Source organism: Pseudomonas fluorescens (assembly GCF_041354075.1).
GTDB lineage: Bacteria > Pseudomonadota > Gammaproteobacteria > Pseudomonadales > Pseudomonadaceae > Aquipseudomonas > Aquipseudomonas fluorescens_CE.
In genome coordinates, this window is sequence record NZ_JARZGC010000020.1 from 22,632 (window position 1) to 39,194 (window position 16,563).

Consider the following 16,563-nt stretch of genomic DNA (forward strand, 5'->3'; position numbering starts at 1 on the left):
CCTTAACCGGCGAAGTACCCCGCACAGCATTTCTTGAATTTCTGCCCGCTGGCACAGGGGCAGGCGTCATTGCGTCCGGCCTTGAGCGCCACGGTCGGGTCGATGAAGTACCAACGGCCGGCGTTCTGTACGAACGAGGAGCGCTCGCGGTGGCTGTGTTCGCCGCTGCCGTCATGCCAGCGCGCGGTGAAGGTCACGAAGGCATGCTCCGGCTGACCGCCGAACACCTCGGAGCTTTCCACCTCCAGACCCAGCCAAGTGCTCTGCGCGCTCCAGTCGCTGATGGATTGCCGGTCCAGCCCGGGCTGCTGCGCGGGCAGGGTGGTCGCCACCAGGTAATCGACCAGGCCCAGCACATAGGCGCTGTAGCGCGAACGCATCAGGGCTTCGGCGCAAGGGGCCGGATGGCCGGCGTGAAAGTGGCCGCAGCAGGCGTCGAGCAGGGTGCCGCTGCCACAGGGGCAAATGGATGTACTCATTGCGTTACCACCAATATTTCCCGAAGTTTTCCGGATTGGCCCAGAAGCGTGAATTGAGCCAGTCGGGGACTTGTTTGTAGTCAAGCAGATCATAGGTGAACAGGGTCAGCACCTGGTCGTCGCGCTGGAAGCGTTCGCTGGCTTGCAGGGCCAGGGAGAAAAAATCGGTTTCCTGCCAGCCGCTGGCCGGCACGTCCGCGAGCACCGCCAGACGACTGGCATTGAGGTTGCGGATCCCGCCGAGCAGGTTCAGTCCCTCGCGCTTGGGCAGATGTTCGAGGCAATCGAGCACCAATGCCAGGTCAAAGCGACGGGCCGCCAGTTCACTTGGCAATGGTCCCGGCGCGGCATGGTCTACGCAAGTGTCCGGGTGCGCGAGCCGGAATGCCTCGAGCGCCGGGAACTCGCTGGCGCCGATCAGCAGCAGGCGCGGCGGGGCGTAACGGTCGAGCAAAGCGGCCAGCGCCTGTTGGGGCGTGCGCGAAGAAATAGCTGCAGTCATCGAAGATCCTCAATCAGAGCGCCAAGACTAGCGCGCCCACAGGTCCAGATATAGAGCGGTCTGGCAGCTCTGGTGCCAATGGCCTGCGAACACGGGACAAAACTGCAATGGCCTATTGCTGGCGGAGATTAAAACTCGGGTCTTTACTCCCTGAATCGGTTCTAAGCCGATCCTTCAGGAGAAAACTAGATGAGCATAGTTCGGACAGCATTACCCTTGGTTCTGCTCACCAGTGTGTTGACTGGTTGCGCAGGTTTGCAGAAAACCGACTGGCCGACCTGTGCGGCCGTCGGCGGTGTCGTGGGTGCGGGTCTCGGCGCGACCGAGAGCTCGGCGTGGGCAGGTTACGGTGCGCTGCTGATCGGCGGTACGGCGGCAGCCTACTGCTGGGTGCACGGTGATGGCGACGAGGACGGCGATGGTGTGCCGGACAGCCGCGACAAGTGCCCGGGCACGCCTCGTGGCGTGAAAGTCGATGCCGATGGCTGCCCACCCCCTGTACCTGCGCCAGTGGTTGAAGAAGTGGTCGTGGTCAAGGAAGAAACCATCGTCATCCGCGATGTTCACTTCCAGTTCGACAAAGCCACGCTGACCGCTGCTGACAAAGACGTCCTCAATACCGTCGCGACTCGTCTGAAACAGGAATCCTCCACCGCTCAACTGACCGTGACCGGCCACACCGACAGCGTGGGCAGCGATGCCTACAACCAGAAACTGTCGGATCGTCGTGCCCATTCGGTTGTGGACTACCTCGTCCAGAGTGGTGTGCCACGCAACAGCTTCGTGTCGGTGTCCGGTGCCGGTGAAAGCCAGCCAGTGGCCGACAACAAAACCGCTGAAGGCCGTGCGCAGAACCGTCGTACGGAAATCAGGATCAATCGCTAACCCCCCCCTGCGTCCGCGGCTTGTGCAGTCGCGGATGCGGGTCTTTACTCCTGTGTAGCCGGCATCGGCCGGTAACACAGGAGCTTCCTTTATGAGCGTACTCATTCGGACCGTCTTGCCGGTTGTGCTGCTGAGCAGCCTGTTGACCGGTTGCGCTACTCACAGCGATGGCACCGCCCCCCTCAACCAAAGAACCTGGCCGATCTGCAGCGTCATCGGCGGGCTGGTCGGTGGCGGCCTGGGCGCCATTGAAAGTGGCGGATGGGCGGCCGGTGGTGCGGCGCTCGGGATCCTCACCGGCGGTTTGATCTGCTACGCCCAGGATGGCGACGAAGACGACGATGGCGTGTTTGACCGACGCGATCGCTGCCCGGACACGCCGGCCAATACCCCTGTCGATCATCGTGGTTGCCCGCTGCCGCAGTACCCGGTCAACGCGAAACCCGCCGAACCCGCACCGGTCGAGATCATCACCCTGAGTGATGCCGGCGCGGTGTTGTTCGCCTTCGACAAATCCGACCTGACGCCGGCGGCGCAGAGCCAACTGGACGAGGTGATGCCCCGATTGCAAAGCCCCGACGTGACAAGCGTCAAGGTCATCGGTCACACCGACAGCAAGGGCTCGGACGCCTATAACCAGGCGCTTTCGGAGCGCAGGGCCAGCAGCGTGGCCGCTTACCTGCTGGGCATGCACGTGGCGCCGAACAAGATCACCAGCGAAGGTCGGGGCGAGAGCGAGCCGGTGGCCGACAACGAAACGGAAGAAGGCCGGGCGAAAAATCGTCGTGTGGAGTTGCACCTCAATCGCTGAGCCGCGTGGTAGAGCCGTCGGATCGTTCCTGTGGGCGATTCGGTGGCCATTCGGCAATCTTCATGAAGAATTTTCCCTTGTCCTCTGGCTTATCCCGCGTGGAAGCCGTTACTGTGCGCAAAAGAATAATTCTCATCGGGGGAACGTATGAAGGTGGTCTGGGGGCTGGGCAAGCTGTTGACCCTGCTGTTCTGGGCGGTGGTGCTGGTCAATCTGATGACTCCCTTCGTCTATCCGCTGCACCTGCTGGTCACCCTGGCCGGTGGTGCGCTGGCGGTCCTTCACCTGCTCGAGGCGTTGTTCTGCTTTCGCAGCCTGCGGGGGCGTGCCCATCCTTGGCGAGACCGTCTGAAAATTGTCCTTTTTGGTGTTTTCCACCTGCAAACCCTTCCAGCTCCTGCCGAATCTAAGGCTTCCCATGCGTAAACTCTGTCTGCTCGCCGTACTTGTCAGCCCGTTCGCCTGTGCCCAGGTGGTCAGCGTCGAAACCAACTCCCTGATGCGCCTGCCCAACGCCACCAGCACCTTGCAGCTGGAGCGTCTGGAGGTGGCCGATTACGGCACGCTGCTGATTCCTGCGAATGTGACCGAAGTCAGCGTCGGCGAGCTGCACCTGGGCCGCGAAGCGCGGATCGCCATTGTCCCAGGCGAGAATGCGCTGGACTTGAAGGTCAACCGCGCCGAGTTGTCCGAGGGCAGCCAGATCACTTCGCGGGGTGCGCCGGGCACTTATCAGAAAGCCGCTCGTGCGGGGCGTAATCTGAACGTACAGTTCAAGGCATTGACGGCGCCGCAGCTGTCGGTCGATGCACGTGGTGGCGCCGGGGCGCCGGGTTTTGTCGGGCTCGATGGCGCCAACGGTCAGGCGCCGGGCTGCACCTGGGGTCAGGCCGGTCGCGGTGCCGACGGCAGCAATGGCAGCGACGGCCAGCCGGGCGCGCCCGGTGCGCTGGTCAGGCTGGCTGTGCCGCAGGATTATCCGGCTGAGCAGATCAAGGTCCAGGTCGACGGTGGCGCGGGCGGCCTGGCCGGTCCCGGCGGCAAACCGGGGGCGGGTGGCAAGGCCAAGGGCTGTCTGATCTACAAGGCCGACGGTGGCAAGAGCGGCAAGCCGGGGGTTGATGGCCAGCCAGGTCCTGCGGGTGCGGCGGGGGCGGTGACCGTACAAAGGTTGTAGTCGCCCAACCTGACTCTGCGGGCTCGCGGGAGATGGCTTTAAAAAGTCAGTGCCCCTGTAGGAGCGAGCATGCTCGCGAGGGTGGTGTGGACAGCGCGGGGAGTGAGGCAGGCCCCGTCATCGTTAGCGACCATCGCGAGCGTGCTCGCTCCTGCAGGGGGAGTCTCTCAGAAACCCGGGCGTGCTGCCGCGATTGCCACCACCGCCAACCCCACCAGCAGGTTGATCCCCACCAACCGCCGAATCCTTCCCAGCACCGCAGCCCCTGCCGGCCAATCCTGCGCGTCGACGGCGGTGCGCAGTTCCGGCAGCAGCAAGGCCTGGATCCGGATGAACAGGGCGGTCATCACCAGGTACAGCCCCATCATGACCTGCACATAACGGGGCGCGTGTTCGAAACCGGTGAAGTGCAGGTTGAGCATGATCACGCCACTGACCGGCAGCAGCACCACCGCGCCCCAGACCCAGCGGAAAAATCCTTGAAACACTTCAACCCACAGCTTCAGCCGGCCAGGGCCCTCCAGTGCCTTCATCGCCGCAGGGCGCAGGACCATCCAGGCGAAAAACATGCCGCCCACCCACACCAGTGCGGCGAGGACATGCAAGCTGTAGACGAGGCTGAAAGCGGTCATTCGGGTACTCCGTTCTGCGCAGATTTGATTACCGGGGTATGATAGCCGCCGATCCAAACCACTGAAAATTTATCCAGCGTTTTTCGCGCCCGACAATACATGATCAGCACTGAACTCAAAACCACGATCCAGGGCGCCTACTCGCGTTTTCTCGAAGCCAAGAGCCTCAAGCCGCGCTACGGCCAACGCCTGATGATCGCCGAGGTGGCCAAGGTCCTGGGTGACATCGACACCGACGACGAGGGCCGGCGCAGTGGCGACCCCGCGATTGTCGCGGTGGAGGCCGGCACCGGTACCGGCAAGACCGTGGCCTACAGCCTGGCAGCGATCCCCACTGCCAAGGCCGCCGGTAAACGTCTGGTGATCGCCACGGCCACCGTCGCCCTGCAGGAGCAGATCGTCTACAAGGACCTGCCCGACCTGATGCGCAACAGCGGGCTGAACTTCAGCTTTGCCCTGGCCAAGGGACGGGGCCGTTACATGTGCCTGTCCAAGCTCGACATGTTGCTCCAGGAAGGCCACGCGCAAACCGCCACGGCACAGCTGTTCGAGGAAGAAGGCTTCAAGATCGAGGTCGATGAGGCCAGTCAGAAGCTGTTCACCAGCATGATCGAGAAGCTGGCGGGCAATAAATGGGACGGCGACCGCGACAGCTGGCCCAATGCCCTGGAAGATGCCGACTGGGCGCGCCTGACCACCGATCACAGCCAGTGCACTAATCGCCATTGCCCGAACTTCGGCCAGTGCGCCTTCTACAAGGCCCGCGAAGGCATGGGTAAGGTCGACGTGATCGTCACCAACCACGACATGGTCCTGGCCGACCTGGCCCTGGGCGGTGGCGCCGTGCTGCCGGACCCGCGCGATACCGTCTATGTGTTCGACGAAGGCCATCACTTGCCGGACAAGGCCATCGGTCACTTTGCCCACTACACGCGCCTGCGCTCCACGGCCGACTGGCTGGAAACCACCGCCAAGAACCTCACCAAGCTGCTGGCCCAGCACCCACTGCCGGGCGATCTGGGCAAATTGATCGAGCAGGTGCCGGAGCTGGCGCGGGAGATCAAGTCGCAGCAGCAATTCATGTTCAGCGCCTGCGAGCAGGTTGCCGATTTCAAACCCGGCGAAGATGTCGAGGGCCGCGAGCGGCCGCGCCATCGATTCGTCGGCGGGGTGATTCCCGAGCACATGCGCGAGATGGGCATCGAGCTGAAAAAAGGCTTCGCCCGGCTCACCGATCTGTTTACCCGCCTGACCGACCTGCTCAAGGAAGGCATGGACGGCGAGGTCAACATCGGTATCGCGAGCAACCAGGCCGAAGAGTGGTATCCGTTGTTCGGCAGCCTGTTGTCCCGTTCCTCGGGCAACTGGGAGTTGTGGACCGCATTCACGGTCGAGGACCCGGAAGACAACCCGCCCATGGCCCGCTGGCTCACGCTGGCCGAAAGTGGCTCGCTGTTCGACATCGAGGTCAACGCCAGCCCGATCCTTGCGGCGGAAATGCTGCGGCGCAACCTGTGGAACGTGGCGTACGGCTGCCTGGTGACTTCGGCGACCCTGACCGCCCTCGGCACCTTCGACCGCTTTCGCATGCGCGCCGGCCTGCCGAAAAAAGCCGTGACGGCCGTGGTCCCCAGCCCGTTCCACCACGCCGACGCCGGCGTACTGCGGGTGCCGAACCTGAACGCCGATCCCCGGGATGCGGCGGCGCACACGGCGGCGATCATTCGTGATCTGCCGGAACTGGTGGAAGGTTCGCGCGGTACGCTGGTGCTGTTTTCTTCGCGCAAGCAGATGCAGGACGTGTTCGACGGGCTCGACCGCGACTGGCGCAAGCAGGTGTTCATTCAGGGCAACCTGTCGAAACAGGAAACCCTGAACAAACACAAGGCGCGGGTCGATGGCGGGGATTCCAGCGTGTTGTTCGGCCTGGCGAGCTTCGCCGAAGGGGTCGACCTGCCCGGCGCCTATTGCGAGCACGTGGTCATCGCCAAAATTCCGTTTTCCGTGCCCGACGATCCGGTCGAAGCGGCACTGGCGGAATGGATCGAGGCGCGGGGCGGCAATCCATTCATGGAAATCTCCGTGCCCGACGCCTCGCTGAAGCTGGTCCAGGCCTGCGGTCGCCTGCTGCGCACCGAAGAAGACCGCGGCACCATCACCTTGCTCGACCGGCGCCTGGTCACCCAGCGCTATGGCAAGGCGATTCTCAATGCGTTGCCGCCTTTCCGTCGTGAAATTTCCTGAGACATCGGTGGGCAATTCAGCCCGCCGTGTTGTCTATCTCTCTGTCATCGTATTTCCACTGGCCATCATTGGTCGTTAGGGAGAATTTCGTTCTTATGATCCGCCGTTCGTTGCCCGCTGTTCTTGCCGTGTTCATCGCAGCCCCCGTATGGGCAGCGCCCGCCGGCCAGCAGACGCTGTTCAACTTTGTCCGTCCCGCCGATGTGGTCCAGGTGGCGACTCAGGACGCCAGCCTGCCGCAATCGAACGCCGAGCAGACGGCCGAAGGCGAAGTGCTGCGTCGGGTGACGTTCAATCCGGTGGCGCAACCGACCCTGCGCTTGACCCCGCAAACCGGCGCCTGGGACTGGTCGCAGTCCGGGATGATGAGCCTGCGGATCCAGAGTGCGATGAACTGGGCCGTGACCCTCTACGTGAAAATCCAGAGCAACGATGGCAAGACCCTCGTCAGTCGCGTCGACCTGCCGGCGGGCCCGGCGCAGACGCTGTTGGTGCCGTTGCAACCGAGTACGCCGTTGAGCCTGGGCATGAAGGCCGGGCCGCCGATGCCGATGACCATTGACGGGCAGCGCGTGTTGCTGGCCAGCAGCGCCGGCGAGCTGGATCGCAGCCAGGTGGTGTCGGTCAGCCTGTCGATGGATCAGCCCAAAGCCGCGCAGAGCATACTGCTGGAGCGCTTTGGTGTGCAGGACGGCGAGGCTGTGACCCGCGCGGCGTATGGCGGCCTGGTCGACGCTTACGGCCAATCGACCCGGGGTCGGTGGCCGGAGAAAGTCAGCAGCGACGAGCAGCTCAAAAGCGCCAGCGCCAGGGAACAACAGCAAACCAGGACCTGGCTGGCCGAGCGGCAGAAGGCGTCCCTGGACAAATTCGGCGGCTGGACCCAGGGCCCGACATTCAAGGCCAGCGGGTTTTTCCGCAGTGAAAAACGTGACGGCCGCTGGTACCTGGTGACGCCCGAGGGCCATCCGTTCTATTCGCTCGGGGTCAATACCGTCGCCCCGGACGTCAACGCGACTTACATTGCCGGTCGCGAGTGGATGTTCGAATCATTGCCCGCGCCCGACGCACCGCTGGCCAGTCATTACGGTGAAGGCGACAACCGGGGCGGCAATGGCGCCGACCAGGGACGTGGTTACAACGCCGGTCGCTGGTACGATTTTTATGGCGCCAACCTGCAACGCCTGTATGGCAGTCCCTGCGCGCCGGTCAGCGAGCCCAAGGCTGGCGTCGCCGAGGCAGCCAAGGCTGATGCGGTTGAAGCGAGCAGCGAAAAGGCGGCTGAGCAGCCTGTCGTCCCATCCACGACCGAAGCGGGTGTGGCCGAAGCCGCCAGAACCGGCGCCGAGGACGCCACCGCTGCGAAAGCCGTCGAACAGAAACCCGCCGAACCTTGCACAGCGGTGATCGATCAGCAGCGTTGGGCCAGCCAAACCCTGGACCGCCTGCAAGCCTGGGGTTTCAACACCATCGGTAACTGGAGCGCCCCGGCGTTGGCCAGTGCCGATCGGGTGCCCTACACCTTGCCGCTGTCCATCGTGGGCGATTACGCCAGCATCAGCACCGGTGCCGACTGGTGGGGTGGCATGCCCGACCCGTTCGATCCGCGCTTTGCCATGGCCACCGAACGTGCCGTGGCCATTGCCGCCCGTGATCATCGCGACGATCCGTGGCTGATCGGTTATTTCGCCGATAACGAGCTGGCCTGGGCAGGCCCCAGCCCTGCCGACGATCCGAAAGCCCGTTACGCGCTGGCCTATGGCACGCTGAAACTGACCACCGACGTGCCGGCCAAACGTGCGTTCCTCAAGCAATTACGTGACAAATACCGCAATCAGGCCGGCCTCTCCAAGGCCTGGGGCATTGACCTGCCCGCCTGGGAACTGATGGAAGACCCCGGCTTCGTACCGCCGCTGCCGAGCGCGGAACACCCGGAAATCGAGAACGACTTCAAATATTTCCAGAAAGTCTTCGCCGATACCTACTTCAAGACGATTTCCGACTCGCTCAAGTGGCACGCGCCAAACCAGTTGCTGCTGGGCGGCCGCTTTGCCGTCAGCACCCCGGAGGCGGTCGCCGCCTGCGCCCAGTACTGCGACGTCCTGAGTTTCAACATGTACACCCTGCAACCGCAGGACGGCTATGACTTCGCCAGCCTGCGCAGCCTCGACAAGCCGGTGCTGATCACCGAGTTCAACTTCGGCTCGACCGATCGAGGGCCGTTCTGGGGCGGGGTCACGCAACTGGCGCGAGAAGAGGACCGGGGCCCGGCCTACGCGAACTTCCTCAAACAGGCCGTGAGCGAGCCGTCGATTGTCGGGGTGCACTGGTTCCAGTACCTCGATCAACCGGTGACCGGCCGACTGCTGGATGGCGAGAACGGGCACTTCGGCCTGGTGGGCGTCACCGATCTGCCGTTCCAGGGCTTCGTCGACAGCGTGCGCAAGAGCAACCTGGCGACCCTCGATCAGCTGGGCAAAGAAGCGCAGAAGGCCAAGGCCGAAGCGGAAAAGGCCGGGCATGATGCCGCCGGTGGGCGTCAAGGCGAGGCGGGCAAGGGTGCCGGGCATGCGGGCGGGCATTCGGGCACCGGGCATTGAGACCGCATCGCGGGCAAGCCCGCTCCCACAGGTATCCGGGGTAACCTGAGATTGGGTAACGACCCGAATCACTGTGGGAGCGGGCTTGCCCGCGATGCCGTCCTTCCAGTCCTCGACTGATTCGGGGCAAAGCGACCGCCCGGCCCGACCCTGTTCCCAAAACCGTCAATGGCTGGAACAATGCCTGCCTCTGTGTAACAGGCTTATTCGAGAGGTAGCGGGTGCAGATTCAGGGTCATTACGAACTCAGGTTCGAAGCGGTGCGTGAAGCGTTTGCCGCGTTGTTCGACGATCCCCAGGAACGTGGTGCCGCGTTGTGCATCCGGATCGGCGACGAAACGGTCGTCGATCTCTGGTCCGGCACCGCCGACAAGGACGGCCTGGAAGCCTGGCACAGCGACACCATCGCTAACCTGTTTTCCTGCACCAAGACCTTCACGGCCGTCACCGCCCTGCAACTGGTGGCCGAAGGCAAGCTGCAACTGGATGCCCCGGTGGCCCGCTACTGGCCCGAATTCGCGGCGGCTGGCAAAGAGTCCGTGACCCTGCGCCAGTTGCTCTGCCATCAGGCGGGTCTTCCGGCGCTGCGTGAGTTGCTTGCCCCTGAAGCCCTGTACGACTGGCAGCTCATGGTCGATGCCCTGGCGGCTGAATCACCCTGGTGGACGCCCGGCACCGCGCACGGCTACGCCGCCATCACTTATGGCTGGCTGGTGGGTGAGTTGCTGCGCCGGGCGGACAATCGCGGGCCGGGGGAATCGATCCTGGCCCGTGTTGCCAAGCCGCTTGGGCTGGATTTCCATGTCGGGCTGGCGGATGAAGAGTTCCATCGTGTGGCGCATATCGCCCGAGGCAAGGGCAATGTCGGCGATGCCGCTGCCCAGCGCCTGCTGCAAGTGACGATGCGCGAACCGACGGCCATGACCACGCGGGCGTTCACCAACCCGCCTTCGGTCCTGACCAGCACCAACAAACCCGAGTGGCGGCGCATGCAGCAGCCGGCCGCCAATGGCCACGGCAATGCCCGCAGCTTGGCCGGTTTTTACGCCGGGCTGCTCGACGGCAGCCTGCTGGAAAGCGACATGCTTGAAGAGCTCACCCGCGAACACAGCATCGGCGAAGACAAGACCTTGCTGACCCGGACCCGCTTCGGCCTGGGGTGCATGCTCGATCAACCGGACGTGCCCAACGCGACCTACGGCCTCGGCCCACGGGCGTTCGGCCATCCCGGCGCAGGCGGTTCCATCGGCTTTGCCGACCCGGAACGTGATGTCGCCTTCGGTTTCGTCACCAACACACTGGGGCCATATGTATTGATGGATCCGCGCGCGCAGCAGCTCGCCCGGGTACTGGCCACTTGTCTGTAAAACGCGCTCCAGGGTTCCAGGGCCGGAACCCGAAGGCCTTTATGTTTTCCAAGCGTCTATTTATCCGGTACCTGCCGGCCTTTTTTTCATGATCATCATTTTGTGGATATCCAATGTCATTCAATAAAACCACCCTCGCTCTGGCCCTGAGCATCGCCGTCACCGGTTGTGCGCAAACTCCAAAAAATGATTCGGATGGCGGCAGTTGGTGGTCGTTCGGCTCCTCCGACAAGGTCGCGGCAAAAGAGCCGGCACCCGCTGCCGCACCTGTGAAGCCGGTTGCAGCGGCGCCGGCGGCCAAGGCAGAAAGCAGCAACCCCTGGTATTGGCCGTTCGGCTCCGAGGAAGTGCTGGACAAGAAACCCGAAGCCAAGCCGGTCGAAGTGGCGAAGGCTGAAGCTCAAGCAGGCGGTAAATGGTGGTGGCCGTTTGGCGGCAAAGAGCAAAGCACCGCCAAGGCGGTGCCGATGCCTGACCCGAAAGTCACCCAGGCCTGGCTCGATGACTACGAGCCGCGCCTGCGCACGGCAATCAAGGACAGCAATCTGCAACTCGAGCGCCGTGATGATGTGCTGGTGATCACCGCACCGGTCGAGGGCTCGTTCAACCCCGACCGTCCGGCCATGTTGCTGCCCGTGACCCTGGGCCCGTTCACCCGGGTGGCGAAAATCCTTGAAGTCGATCCGAAAACCGCCGTGCTGGTGTTGGGGCACAGCGATACCTCGGGTGAAGCGCCGGCCAACGTCAAGCTCAGCCAGGAACGCGCCCAGGCCGTGGCGGCGATCTTCCGTCTCAGCGGTCTGCAGCGCGATCGCCTGATGCTGCGCGGCATGGGCAGCGATGCTCCGCGTGCGGCGAACGACAGCGTCGAAGGTCGTGCGCTGAATCGTCGGGTTGAAATGCTGGTGACCCCGCAAAACACCATGGTTGCGCTGCTGAGCAAATACAACATGCCGGCCCCGGCACCGGTGAAAATGGTCGCGGCCCAGGACGTCAAGCCGGCGGCCAAGCCTGTGACCCCGGCGCCTGCCGCCAAGAAAGCCGCTGTGCCGGCCGCGAAAAAAGCGCCAGCCAAGAAAGCGGCTGCCAAGGCACCGGCCAAGAAAGCACCGGCCAAGACCGCCACCCCGGCGAAAAAGACCACCCCGGCGAAAGCGGCCACGGCTGACAAGAAAGTCGCTACCGCCGATGCCACGAAGAAGTGATTCGTTAATCAAAAGGAATGCGCCATGACCCAGGGCCTGGCTGATATGCGTCGCGACTACACCCGAGACGGCCTGACCGAGGCGCAAGCTCCGGCCGAGCCGTTTGCGCTGTTCCACACCTGGTTTGCCGACGCGGTGAAAACCGAACAGGCGCCGGTGGAGGCCAATGCCATGACATTGGCCACCGTCGACTCGGACGGTCGACCGCATTGCCGCATTCTGTTGCTCAAGGGGCTGGACGAGCAGGGTTTCACGTTCTTCACCAACTACGACAGCGCCAAGGGCCAGCACCTGGCCGCGAACCCGTTCGCGGCCATGACCTTCTTCTGGCCGGCGCTGGAACGCCAGGTGCGCATCGAAGGACGAGTGGTGAAGGTCACGCCAGAGGAGTCCGATGCCTATTTTCAGGTTCGGCCACTGGGCAGTCGCCTCGGCGCCTGGGCCTCACCGCAAAGCCGGGTCATCGCCGACCGTGGTGAGCTGGAAGCCCTGCTCAAGCGCACCGAGCAACGATTCAGCGATACCCAGCCGCATTGTCCGCAGCATTGGGGCGGTTATCGCCTGCTCCCCGAGCGCATCGAGTTCTGGCAGGGCCGTTCGAGCCGCCTGCATGATCGCCTCAACTACCGTGCCCAGGGCGCCGACTGGATTCTTGAACGTCTGGCACCCTAGGCAGTCTACCGACCGGGATAACCTGCCGCAGCGGCCTCAAGCCACTGCGGCAAGTCCCGGCGCTTGATTTTCTGCGCTTGAGCGTTCGCCAGTTGCTGGAGCATGAAGACTTTCTTATGCTCGTCATCACCTGCCAGGGCGAGCGCCAGGTCGCGGTCCATCCAGCGTTTGATCCGCACGTAGATCCACCAGTGGAAGTACAGACCGGCGAACGTGGTGACGACAATGATGAAGTAATCCATGACAATCTCTGGTTGAGCGGCGCAAATTCGGCCAAATGCCGCGTGCCAAGTGGGTGAAAACGCCTGTACCTGGCCTGAATCAAACCCATTTTATCCCGGCTACGTCGTGACACGCGTCAAGCTGCGGAGTTTAATGAATACCTGTCCTTTGGAGTTGATCCCATGCGTAAGTCTGTTCTGCTAATTGCTTCCTTTTCCACGATGGCGATGTTGCTCACTGGCTGCCAATCGAGCTTGACCGGTGACTCCTACTCCCGTGACGAAGCGCGTCGCGTGCAGACGGTTCGCATGGGCACCATCGAGTCCCTGCGTCCGGTCAAGATCGAAGGCACCAAGACCCCGATCGGTGGCGCTGCAGGCGCCGTGGTGGGCGGTGTCGGCGGCAGCGCCATTGGCGGTGGTCGCGGCAGCATCGTTGCCGCCGTTATCGGTGCCGTTGCCGGTGGCCTGCTCGGCTCTGCCACCGAAGAAGGCCTGACCCGCACCCAGGGTGTGGAAATCACCGTTCGCGAAGACGACGGCAGCATGCGCGCCTACGTGCAACAGGTTCAGGAAAACGAAGTGTTCCGTGTCGGCGAACGCGTTCGTATCTCTACCGTTGACGGCACCAGCCGCGTTTCGCATTAAGCGCAGCGGCGGGTAACGAAGAACCCCGATCAGCGAGCGCTGGTTGGGGTTTTTTGTTTTGGCTGTTGCGACCCTATGCGTTGCAGGTCAATTGGAATGTGTACGCGGGGTCGTAGATAGTCTTTCCCAACAACTCTTGCAGGGCGCCAAGCTGCTGGGCATTCAGGTCGTACCCTTCCCAACCCTGCTGTTCGGTCCCCCATCCCATGATTTCTTTCAGCTTTGCATCAGAGCCTTGCGGCAGCGCTTCTTCGAATGCAAGGAATTCGGTCTTTTTATCGAACGCTTCAATCAAGTAAATCATGACGCTGACCCCTGTCTGCGCTCAGCTAATCTTGGATGTTGCACTGAGGGGGGAGGTAAATCTTCCCTCTGCGATACCCTCATTGCTGGGGGGAAAGTCAATCTGAATGCCCGACGACTTGGAATAGATACTGTGGATCGTAGAAGTCGTTTTTGAGCATTAATTGAAGTTTCTCAATCTGAAAGGCGTCCAGATCGTAGCCGTAAATTTCGTCTTCGGGGTCCTTCCATCCCATAATTATTCTCAGCTCTTCAATTTTCATCGCTGGGATGTGCACTTCGAAACCCAGTGCCTCGGTTTCCTTATCAAAAGCGAAAATGATGTGATTCACGGTTCAATCCTTCTTGTGGAGTCCGCCGGTTTCGTTCTGTTTCCTGTTAGTGGGTCAAACTCACCAAGATGCCGACCTCGCTTGTCGTACATCTCTACCGCTCCATGCTGATAGTCCCATTCCAGAATTCGCCCATCCGCAGTTTTCCAGCGCTTCCTCGTGCCTTTCCCTTTTACCCTTGTTTTTTGTTTCGCCGCAATCGCATCGGGAAAAGCAATCAGTCCTGTGGGTGCCTGATGGTATTTGTGATTGGAGGCGACCACGACATAAACCGGCCGAACCCCCGACCCCACCGGAAACACAAGAATGAAATCCTTGTAATCCGGCGGGTAAACCGGGTCGACGATGATCGCCTCAGCCTGTTTCGTCGGCGGATAGACCCAGATATGTGGTGCCTGCGGCGCCGCTTCCAGCTTGGGAATGCCGAGAATGTCCGAACCATCGACGGCCGGGGTCCAGATCAGCTCGATGCCTTCGCCCAGATCGGCAACGTATTGGCTGTCGCGCAACGCAAGTTGCACCACATCGACCATTTCCCAATCGCGGTTCGTACCGGTGTAGAAGCCGTAGCCCTTGAGGGTGCCGTCGGCCAGCTGCTCGACGTGCAGGCGCACGCGGGTACGGGCCTGTTTCAGGGTGCGCAGTTGCTCTTCGCTGTAGAGCGCGCTGTCGCCCAGGCTCGGCGACCAGAACACCGCTATCAGTGCGACCAGGGCGGTTGAGCCGGCCACGCTGAGTGCGCCGACGGGCGCTGCAGCAGCCGGCGTCCACAGCGCCAGTCGGCCGATGGCGAGCGCCGTGCCGCCGATGCGGTTGAGCTCTGCCAGGCCTGCGCTGTCGACCTCGGAGGCGCCGAGCCAGGCCACTTCGCCGTAATCCTTGAGGCTGTCGGTGGGCACCATCCCCGAAGGGTTCGTGTAGTCGATGATGGCGTCCGGCAGCTTGCAGGACTTGGCGAACACGCAGCCCTTGCGAACCATCGCGGGCTCGCCTGGCACCACCGTCCGGCTGTCTTCGAACGCCTGCTGCCGTTCGCGCATGGCGTCGTAGGCCTTCTGCCTTGCCTCCCGCTCGGCCAGCTCGGTGGCGTTCATCAGGCGATAGGTCACATGATGGCCATCGCCCGACGGAGGGTTTTTGACCCTGGGAATATCCTTGTTGCCAGCCACTGATCGTCCTTGCATTCATACGTCGCCAACCCTTGGCAAACGGGTTGTGCGACGTTATCGAAGCGGATTGATCGTGGCTGTAGGAAGCGTCGCTAATGTGACGCGGAGTTGTCTCAGATGATCAGGACGGCAGCGCAGCATTCCTGCGACTCGCCGCCGCCGTCACCGCATAACCGATCAAGGCGGCCAGGATCGAGCCGGTGAGGATGCCCATGCGGTCCATGCCCGCGTAGTCGCTGGCGCCGGGCACGAAGGCCAGGGAGCCGACGAACAGGCTCATGGTGAATCCGATCCCGCAGAGGATCGCCACACCCAGCACCTGCCCCCAATTGGCGCCCTGGGGCAGGGCGGCGATGCCGGTTTTTACCGCCAGCCAGGTCAGGCCGAACACGCCGAGGGTCTTGCCCAGCAGCAGGCCCGCTGCGATGCCCATGGGAACGTGGTGGGTGAAGCTTTCAACGGTTACGCCGCTGAGGGACAGGCCGGCGTTGGCGAAAGCGAACAATGGCAGGATGCCGTACGCCACCCAGGGGTGCAGGGCGTGCTCCAGCGTCAGCAGGGGCGAAGGTTCGGCGTTTTTCGTGCGCAACGGGATGCAGAACGCCAGGGTCACGCCGGCCAGCGTCGCGTGGACCCCGCTCTTGAGCACGCACACCCACAGGATCAGGCCGATGATCATGTACGGCCCGAGCTTGACCACCCCGAGCCGGTTCATCGCGATCAGCGCAATGATGCACGCCGCCGCCAGCGCGAGGGACAGGGTCGACAGCGCCCCGGAGTAGAAGATGGCGATGACGATGATGGCCCCGAGGTCATCGATGATTGCCAGGGTCATGAGAAACAGCTTCAGCGATACCGGCACCCGTTTGCCCAGCAGGGCGAGGACGCCGAGGGCGAAGGCGATGTCCGTGGCCATCGGGATGGCCCAGCCGCCCAGTGCGGCCGGATCGTCACGGTTGATGAACCAGTAGATCAGCGCCGGCACGACCATGCCGCCGATCGCCGCCGCGCCGGGCAAGACCACCTGTGAGGGTTTTGCCAGTTGGCCATCGAGCACTTCGCGTTTCACTTCCAGGCCGATCAGCAGGAAGAACAGCGCCATCAGGCCGTCGTTGATCCACAGCAGCAGGGGCTTGGCGATTTTCAGCGCGCCGACCTGGGCCACCACCGGGGTGTCCAGCAGGCCGCTGTACAGCCATGACAGCGAGGAGTTGTTGATGATCAGGGCCAGGGCCGCGGCGGCGATCAACAACAGACCGCTGGCAGCTTCCAACTGAAAGAAACGTGTGAATGTGCTACGCAGAGGCAAGGTCGCT

General features: G+C 62.8%; 18 protein-coding genes. 10 read left to right on the top strand and 8 right to left on the bottom strand.

Translation table 11 applies throughout. The annotated features are described in order from the left end of the window. Positions 1-2: 2 nt before the first annotated feature. Both QIW53_RS21365 and QIW53_RS21370 read right to left on the bottom strand, forming a co-directional pair. Positions 3-479 (bottom strand): YchJ family protein, encoded by a 477-nt coding sequence (locus QIW53_RS21365; RefSeq protein ID WP_371051588.1) that lies wholly within the window; start codon positions 477-479, stop codon positions 3-5. A 4-nt stretch (positions 480-483) separates the two neighbouring features. Further along, positions 484-981 carry a DUF6231 family protein gene (locus QIW53_RS21370; protein ID WP_371051589.1) on the bottom strand — a complete coding sequence of 166 codons (498 nt, stop codon included), beginning with the start codon at positions 979-981 and terminating at the stop codon, positions 484-486. 189 nt (positions 982-1,170) lie between these two features. Here QIW53_RS21370 and QIW53_RS21375 point away from each other — a divergent pair, with 189 nt between their 5' ends. The 4 genes from QIW53_RS21375 (at position 1,171) to QIW53_RS21390 (ending at position 3,854) form a co-directional block, all read left to right on the top strand. Then, positions 1,171-1,866 carry an OmpA family protein gene (locus QIW53_RS21375; protein WP_371051590.1) on the top strand — a complete coding sequence of 232 codons (696 nt, stop codon included), beginning with the start codon at positions 1,171-1,173 and terminating at the stop codon, positions 1,864-1,866. 91 nt (positions 1,867-1,957) lie between these two features. Further along, positions 1,958-2,677: an OmpA family protein gene (locus QIW53_RS21380; RefSeq protein ID WP_371051591.1), complete on the top strand. Its 720-nt coding sequence runs from the start codon at positions 1,958-1,960 to the stop codon at positions 2,675-2,677. A 147-nt stretch (positions 2,678-2,824) separates the two neighbouring features. Further along, positions 2,825-3,103, top strand: coding sequence for a DUF1145 domain-containing protein (locus QIW53_RS21385; RefSeq protein ID WP_371051592.1), 279 nt, complete (start codon positions 2,825-2,827; stop codon positions 3,101-3,103). Then, the gene (locus QIW53_RS21390; protein ID WP_371051593.1) at positions 3,096-3,854 is read left to right on the top strand and encodes a collagen-like protein; all 759 of its coding nucleotides are present in this window, start codon (positions 3,096-3,098) and stop codon (positions 3,852-3,854) included. The genes QIW53_RS21385 and QIW53_RS21390 overlap by 8 nt, the downstream gene beginning before the upstream one ends. A 167-nt stretch (positions 3,855-4,021) precedes the next feature. On the opposite strand, the gene QIW53_RS21395 is transcribed toward QIW53_RS21390, so the two are convergent. After that, positions 4,022-4,486, bottom strand: a complete 465-nt coding sequence (locus QIW53_RS21395) for a CopD family protein (protein WP_371051594.1) — start codon at positions 4,484-4,486, stop codon at positions 4,022-4,024. A 99-nt stretch (positions 4,487-4,585) separates the two neighbouring features. On the opposite strand from QIW53_RS21395, the gene dinG reads away from it, so the two are divergent. The 5 genes from dinG (at position 4,586) to pdxH (ending at position 12,574) form a co-directional block, all read left to right on the top strand. Beyond that, entirely contained in the window at positions 4,586-6,730 is a 2,145-nt protein-coding gene (gene dinG / locus QIW53_RS21400) for an ATP-dependent DNA helicase DinG (protein WP_371051595.1), read from the top strand. Between the two features lie 95 nt (positions 6,731-6,825). Then, complete coding sequence (locus tag QIW53_RS21405; RefSeq protein ID WP_371051596.1) at positions 6,826-9,330, top strand: beta-agarase; 2,505 nt, start codon at positions 6,826-6,828, stop codon at positions 9,328-9,330. 221 nt (positions 9,331-9,551) lie between these two features. Next, positions 9,552-10,697, top strand: a complete 1,146-nt coding sequence (locus tag QIW53_RS21410; protein WP_371051597.1) for a serine hydrolase domain-containing protein — start codon at positions 9,552-9,554, stop codon at positions 10,695-10,697. A 113-nt stretch (positions 10,698-10,810) separates the two neighbouring features. Further along, positions 10,811-11,902 carry an OmpA family protein gene (locus QIW53_RS21415; protein WP_371051598.1) on the top strand — a complete coding sequence of 364 codons (1,092 nt, stop codon included), beginning with the start codon at positions 10,811-10,813 and terminating at the stop codon, positions 11,900-11,902. A 24-nt stretch (positions 11,903-11,926) separates the two neighbouring features. Next, positions 11,927-12,574, top strand: coding sequence for a pyridoxamine 5'-phosphate oxidase (gene pdxH, locus QIW53_RS21420; protein WP_371051599.1), 648 nt, complete (start codon positions 11,927-11,929; stop codon positions 12,572-12,574). Between the two features lie 5 nt (positions 12,575-12,579). On the opposite strand, the gene QIW53_RS21425 is transcribed toward pdxH, so the two are convergent. Next, positions 12,580-12,816: a hypothetical protein gene (locus QIW53_RS21425; RefSeq protein WP_371051600.1), complete on the bottom strand. Its 237-nt coding sequence runs from the start codon at positions 12,814-12,816 to the stop codon at positions 12,580-12,582. A 162-nt stretch (positions 12,817-12,978) separates the two neighbouring features. Here QIW53_RS21425 and QIW53_RS21430 point away from each other — a divergent pair, with 162 nt between their 5' ends. After that, a complete protein-coding gene (locus QIW53_RS21430) occupies positions 12,979-13,443 on the top strand; it encodes a glycine zipper 2TM domain-containing protein (protein WP_371051601.1) in 465 nt (154 codons plus the stop codon). A gap of 73 nt (positions 13,444-13,516) precedes the next feature. On the opposite strand, the gene QIW53_RS21435 is transcribed toward QIW53_RS21430, so the two are convergent. The 4 genes from QIW53_RS21435 to nhaA form a co-directional block, all read right to left on the bottom strand. After that, complete coding sequence (locus QIW53_RS21435) at positions 13,517-13,747, bottom strand: DUF7683 domain-containing protein (RefSeq protein WP_371051602.1); 231 nt, start codon at positions 13,745-13,747, stop codon at positions 13,517-13,519. 97 nt (positions 13,748-13,844) lie between these two features. Continuing rightward, a complete protein-coding gene (locus QIW53_RS21440) occupies positions 13,845-14,078 on the bottom strand; it encodes a DUF7683 domain-containing protein (RefSeq protein WP_371051603.1) in 234 nt (77 codons plus the stop codon). Further along, positions 14,075-15,247, bottom strand: coding sequence for an S-type pyocin domain-containing protein (locus QIW53_RS21445; protein ID WP_371051604.1), 1,173 nt, complete (start codon positions 15,245-15,247; stop codon positions 14,075-14,077). Before QIW53_RS21445 ends, QIW53_RS21440 begins: the two co-directional genes overlap by 4 nt. A gap of 121 nt (positions 15,248-15,368) precedes the next feature. After that, on the bottom strand, positions 15,369-16,556 hold the full coding sequence (nhaA, locus tag QIW53_RS21450) for a Na+/H+ antiporter NhaA (RefSeq protein ID WP_371051605.1): 1,188 nt from the start codon (positions 16,554-16,556) through the stop codon (positions 15,369-15,371). Positions 16,557-16,563 lie beyond the last annotated feature (7 nt).

Excerpts from the sequence above, each read along its gene's own strand:
- QIW53_RS21365 (WP_371051588.1), bottom strand. The coding sequence starts at position 479 with ATGAGTACATCCATTTGCCCCTGTGGCAGCGGCACCCTGCTCGACGCC.
- QIW53_RS21370 (WP_371051589.1), bottom strand. The coding sequence starts at position 981 with ATGACTGCAGCTATTTCTTCGCGCACGCCCCAACAGGCGCTGGCCGCT.
- QIW53_RS21375 (WP_371051590.1), top strand. The coding sequence starts at position 1,171 with ATGAGCATAGTTCGGACAGCATTACCCTTGGTTCTGCTCACCAGTGTG.
- QIW53_RS21380 (WP_371051591.1), top strand. The coding sequence starts at position 1,958 with ATGAGCGTACTCATTCGGACCGTCTTGCCGGTTGTGCTGCTGAGCAGC.
- QIW53_RS21385 (WP_371051592.1), top strand. The coding sequence starts at position 2,825 with ATGAAGGTGGTCTGGGGGCTGGGCAAGCTGTTGACCCTGCTGTTCTGG.
- QIW53_RS21390 (WP_371051593.1), top strand. The coding sequence starts at position 3,096 with ATGCGTAAACTCTGTCTGCTCGCCGTACTTGTCAGCCCGTTCGCCTGT.
- QIW53_RS21395 (WP_371051594.1), bottom strand. The coding sequence starts at position 4,486 with ATGACCGCTTTCAGCCTCGTCTACAGCTTGCATGTCCTCGCCGCACTG.
- dinG (WP_371051595.1), top strand. The coding sequence starts at position 4,586 with ATGATCAGCACTGAACTCAAAACCACGATCCAGGGCGCCTACTCGCGT.
- QIW53_RS21405 (WP_371051596.1), top strand. The coding sequence starts at position 6,826 with ATGATCCGCCGTTCGTTGCCCGCTGTTCTTGCCGTGTTCATCGCAGCC.
- QIW53_RS21415 (WP_371051598.1), top strand. The coding sequence starts at position 10,811 with ATGTCATTCAATAAAACCACCCTCGCTCTGGCCCTGAGCATCGCCGTC.
- pdxH (WP_371051599.1), top strand. The coding sequence starts at position 11,927 with ATGACCCAGGGCCTGGCTGATATGCGTCGCGACTACACCCGAGACGGC.
- QIW53_RS21425 (WP_371051600.1), bottom strand. The coding sequence starts at position 12,816 with ATGGATTACTTCATCATTGTCGTCACCACGTTCGCCGGTCTGTACTTC.
- QIW53_RS21430 (WP_371051601.1), top strand. The coding sequence starts at position 12,979 with ATGCGTAAGTCTGTTCTGCTAATTGCTTCCTTTTCCACGATGGCGATG.
- QIW53_RS21435 (WP_371051602.1), bottom strand. The coding sequence starts at position 13,747 with ATGATTTACTTGATTGAAGCGTTCGATAAAAAGACCGAATTCCTTGCA.